Below are 4,454 nucleotides of genomic sequence, written 5' to 3'. Positions count from 1 at the left end.
GTTACTGGCTACTGGTGTTGGGGCTTGCCCGGTTGGGCCTGTTTTGTGCTCAACACCCTAGTGCTCCATATTGCAGGCACAGTTATTCACGATGCCTGTCACCACGCGGCTCACTCAAACCGCATTGTCAATGCAATATTGGGGCATGTCAGTGCTCAGCTATTGTGCTTTTCCTATCCAGTATTCACACGGGTGCATATGCAGCACCACGCTAACGTCAATGATCCAGAAAATGACCCAGATCACTTTGTATCCACAGGCGGTCCGCTATGGCTCATTGCCCCTCGATTCTTTTACCACGAAGTATTCTTTTTCAAGCGGCGGCTATGGCGTAAGTATGAGTTACTAGAGTGGTTTCTAGCAAGGGGATTACTGGTTGCTATCATTTGCCTAGGTGTCCACTTTGGGTTCTATCAATTCATCGCAAACTACTGGTTTTTGCCCTCGGCTGTAGTGGGGTTAGCGTTGGGACTATTTTTTGACTACTTGCCCCATCGTCCTTTCCAGGAGCGCGATCGCTGGAAAAATGCCCGCATTTATCCCAGTCCTATTCTCAACCTACTAATCATGGGACAAAACTATCACCTCATTCATCACCTGTGGCCTTCAATTCCTTGGTATCGGTATCAGAGCGCCTATCGGGTCACCAAGCCATTGTTGGATGAAAAAGGTAGCTATCAAACTCTGGGAATTATGCAGGATGGCAAAAATTTCTGGAACTTCGTCTATGATGTGTTCATTGGGATCCGCTCCCATACTCATCAGCACCATCGAGAGGAGTAATACGGCTAATTTGAGGGGGTTGTTATGGTCTTACATAGAAGGCTGCCCAAGTGCTGGTAGTTCACGTGGGCAATCTACGACAGCGAAAAAAGGCTATATAGTAGCTTGATGAGTTGGGGTTGATCGCTGTTGTGATTCCTAGAGTGTTAAGGACGTTGCGGGCTGCTTTGTTGAGTCGCTGGCGTGAGTTGCCAGTTGACTACCATACTCTACGGCGATCGCGACGGTTACGACATCAGCGACAGTATGCTCAACAGCCATTGATAGATCTCACGCAGCCTCAACGCATTAGCTTGCGATCGCGTCCAACCTCAATGATAGGACAACGGGCACCACAGCCTCAGTCCAACCAGCCCTCACCTCTCCCGGCACCTCAACATCCAGTATCTCCACTCTCAACAATCTACCAGTCACTGCAGGAACGTTTGTCTGCTATCTGGAGGCGATGGCAGCATCCGCAGTCTCTGCCACCTCAGCTTGGGAGCAGTCAGCCGCATGTGTGGTTAGTCCTGCGTAGCTCGCCTGTGATTGCCAGTGTTACAGTGACAGGAGCGGTGCTGATTGGTCAGCAACTAGGATGGTTTCAGAGCTTTGAACTCAAGGTGTACGATCGCATGGTGCGCTGGACTGGGGATCAGCATCCAGACTCTCGCCTGTTGATCGTCAAAATTACGGAAGCAGATATTCAGGCCCAGAAGCGATGGCCGCTAGCTGATCAGACCTTTGCCAATGCTCTCAAGCAGCTACAAAAGCATAGACCCAGGGCAATCGGTCTAGATGTCTATCGAGACTTGCCCTACGAACCTGGACACCGGGACTTGGTTACTCAATTGCGATTTCCCAATGTGGTGACCATTACCAAGCTGGGTAGTGAGAGCGATTTAGGAGTGCCACCACCCCCGACCGTTGTGCCTCAGCAGGTAGGATTTAATGATGTTGTGCTAGATCCCGATTCAGTGGTGCGCCGTAACCTCATGTTTGGGTCTACGGACAAAGGGAACGTGTTTTCCTTTTCCTTTCGTCTTGCGGCTCTGTATCTGAATGCCCAGCAGATCAGACCCCGCTATGACGGTAACTATATCTATTGGGGTAAGGCCAAGTTTTCAGCAATTCAACCCTCATCAGGTGCTTATCACAGCATCGATGCCTATGGCTATCAGATTATGTTACGGTATCGATCGGCACAGAATGTCGCTCGTCAAGTGACGCTGACGGACGTTTTGAAGGGCAACCTTAACCCAGCATGGGTGAGAAATAAAGTTGTGCTTATTGGTGTAACAGCTCCTAGCTTGAAAGATTTTTTCCTCTCTCCCTATAGCCCCACGGAGCAAGATACTACCAAGATGCCTGGAGTGGTTGTTCACGCCCAGATGGTGAGTCAACTGCTGACGGCTGCTAGCGGAGAACCAGCCCTGATTTGGTATTGGCCAGATTGGGCAGAGGCAGTGTGGGTATTGGCGTGGGCGGCGATCGGTGGGTTAGTGGCGTGGCGAGTCCATCATCCTATGATGTTAGGAGTTTGCTTACTCTTAGGACTGGGCGGTACAATTGGCGCGGGTTTGCTAACCTATCACTATTTCGGCTGGATTCCAGTTGTAGCTCCAGCCCTGGCGTTTGTGCTGACAGTTGGCGGGGTTGTAACTTACACAATTTACCAGTTTCGGCAAGAGCAACAGTTTATTATTGCCCAAGCCCAAGAGCAAGAGAAGACCATAGCGCTACTCCGAACACTGCTAGCGGAGCAAAGTACAGAAAAATCTCCTAGACCTGCTCCTGTAGTATCTCCTGCTAAAGGCCAAGTAACTCATTTGCAGCACGGTACGATCGCCGATGTAGCGGCAACAAAAGAGCCATCCCTGGGTGCTCAGGCAGTCCGTCAAGGCCCAAAGCGTGATGGGCGGCTAGATGATGCTGACATCACCCTTGCCCTTACCCCTGACGGTGCAGTCATTTCAAGGATGAGTGCATCTCCAGAGGCAACAGCATCTAGCCATGTTAGACCGCTCCATGCGACAGCGCTAAAAACAGCGCCTCAATCTCCGTTCGATCACGCCAATAGCTTGCTCAACCAGCGGTATCAATTGATCAAAATCCTGGGATCAGGCGGCTTTGGCACGACCTATTTGGCAGAAGATACATTGCGTCCAGGTAACCCTGAGTGTGTGGTGAAACGCTTAATGCCTGCCCGCAGGGATGATCGATTTTTGCAAACAGCACGGCGGTTGTTTAGGACAGAGGCAGAGATTCTAGAAAAATTAGGACGACATGACCAAATTCCCCAATTGCTGGCTGCCTTTGAAGAGGATGCGGAATTTTATCTAGTGCAGGAGTTCATCGCTGGCCATACCCTAGCTAGCGAGCTTGCAGAGAAGCAGCGATTGTCGGAACCAGCAGTTATTAGCATTATGCAAGATACACTGGCGGTGTTAGAGTTTATCCACGATCGCCATGTCATTCATCGTGACCTCAAGCCGGGCAATCTCATCCGGCGAGACTCTGATCAGCGTCTGGTGCTAATTGATTTCGGGGCTGTGAAACAGATTCAACCGCAAGAGACTTCTACCGAGGGGGAACTGGCCACCGTTGCTATCGGCACTCGCGGCTATGCACCGGCTGAGCAACTAGCGGGCTATCCTACTTTTAACAGTGACCTCTATGCCCTAGGGATGATTTGCATTCAAGCCCTCACAGGGCAAATACCACAGCGGCTAGAGCTAGATTTCCAGACGGGTAATATCATTTGGCAACCTCTAGCCTCTGTCAGTGCTGGGCTAGCCGCCATTCTTGATCGCATGGTGTGCTACTACTTCAGTGATCGCTACCAATCTGCTCGTGAAGTCATGAAAGACCTAAAACCCCTGTTGGATGCTAAGTGATTGCTGTGAGATTGCCGCAAACTATCTCCCCTCATGAGAAAATTAACGACTGCGTTCATAATCAATGATCTAATGGTGTATGACTAGTCGATCGCTGCCCTATTCCCTAACCCTATTAGCAGGCTTAGCGTTGCTGGTAGCTGCCTGTGGACAACCCCCCAACAGTAATCAGTCTCAAACTACCCCAACCACAGCTCCAGCTCAGTCAACAAATTCTATTCCCGCTCAGGGACGGCAGCAGCCTATCCCCATTGGGGTGGCTGTGGCTCAGACCAGTAACGTAGCGTTGTTGGGTCAAGAGCAGGTTACCGGAGTCATGATCGCTGAGCGTCACTTCAACAGCCAAGGGGGGGTGAATGGCACTCCCATTAAAATAATTGTTCAAGATACAGGTGGTGATGAAGCTGGGGCAATTAATGCCTTTCAAACCTTAATCAACCGGGACAATGTGGTTAGCATCATTGGACCAACACTCTCTCAACAAGCTTTTGGAGCCGATCCCTTTGCTGATCGGGCTAAGGTGCCTGTGATTGGGCCATCGAACACTGCTAAGGGCATTCCCCAGATTGGGGACTATGTAGCACGAGTCTCGGCCCCAGTATCGATCGTAGCCCCCAATGCAGTCAATGCCGCCCTTAAGCTCAATCCTGCCATCAAAAAAGTGGCTGTATTCTATGCCCAAAACGATGCCTTCAGCAAATCGGAGACTGAGATTTTTCAACAAACTGTTAAGACCAAGGGCCTAGAGTTAGTTACAGTCCAAACCTTCCAAACTACTGATAATGACTTTCAGTC

3 protein-coding genes are annotated in these 4,454 nt (G+C 50.3%); all 3 read left to right on the top strand.

The genetic code is table 11. From position 1 onward, the window contains the following. Positions 1–783 (top strand): fatty acid desaturase (locus tag NZ772_14635; protein ID MCS6814788.1); only part of this gene is annotated, 783 nt, incomplete at its 5' end. Positions 784–896: 113 nt separating this feature from the next. Further along, complete coding sequence (locus NZ772_14630) at positions 897–3,659, top strand: CHASE2 domain-containing serine/threonine-protein kinase (protein ID MCS6814787.1); 2,763 nt, start codon at positions 897–899, stop codon at positions 3,657–3,659. A gap of 79 nt (positions 3,660–3,738) precedes the next feature. Further along, positions 3,739–4,454 (top strand): ABC transporter substrate-binding protein (locus tag NZ772_14625; protein MCS6814786.1); only part of this gene is annotated, 716 nt, incomplete at its 3' end.

The organism is Cyanobacteriota bacterium (assembly GCA_025054735.1).
Taxonomy (GTDB): domain Bacteria; phylum Cyanobacteriota; class Cyanobacteriia; order SKYG9; family SKYG9; genus SKYG9.
The sequence above is the reverse complement of the archived record's forward strand: the minus strand, read 5'-3'. Positions and strand labels throughout refer to the sequence as shown.